Raw genomic sequence first — 570 nt, forward strand, 5'->3', positions numbered from 1 at the left:
CCGGCGAGCAGGTCCTCCGCGTCGGCGAGCCAGCGCCCGGCCGCGGCGATGCGGCGCGCGGCGTCCTCCTGCCAGCCGTCCCGGGCCTCGCGGCGGGCACCGGCCACGAGCGAGAGCACGACGGCGGCCGCCCGCGCCCGGAGCGCGACGGGATCCACCCCCTGCTCGAACGCGGCCGTCCAGCGCGGGAGGGCCGCGGGCACGTGGCGGTGCACCTCCGGCGCGAGGGCGGGCAGGACGCTGAGGTGGCCCAGGAGGCAGGCGAGGTCGTCGACCCGGTGGCCGGGGCCCGCCCCATCGACGTCGAGGACCCCGGTGATCCGGCCACTGCGCAGGAGCAGGTTGGCGTCGTGCAGGTCGCCGTGGGTGGGGACGACGGGTCCCGCGTCGGAGGTCCGCAGCAGCTCCGCGACGCGCGCGCCGAGGGCGGCGATCCGGTCGGCGTGCGCGGGAACCGCGGTCGCGGCGGCGTCGGTGTGGTGGCGCAGGCGCTCCGCCCACGCCGGCCGCCGCGGCAGGTCCAGGAGCCCCGGGGGGAGCCGGTCGAGCACCGCCAGGACGTCCTGGGGC

General features: G+C 80.4%; 1 protein-coding gene. It reads right to left on the reverse strand.

The window, feature by feature from the left end:
* The coding region (locus N866_RS16035; protein WP_245612626.1) for a phosphotransferase at nt 1–551 on the reverse strand (551 nt) is incomplete at its 3' end.
* Nucleotides 552–570: the final 19 nt, after the last annotated feature.

The sequence above is a fragment of the Actinotalea ferrariae CF5-4 genome (genome assembly GCF_000603945.1).
GTDB lineage: Bacteria > Actinomycetota > Actinomycetes > Actinomycetales > Cellulomonadaceae > Actinotalea > Actinotalea ferrariae.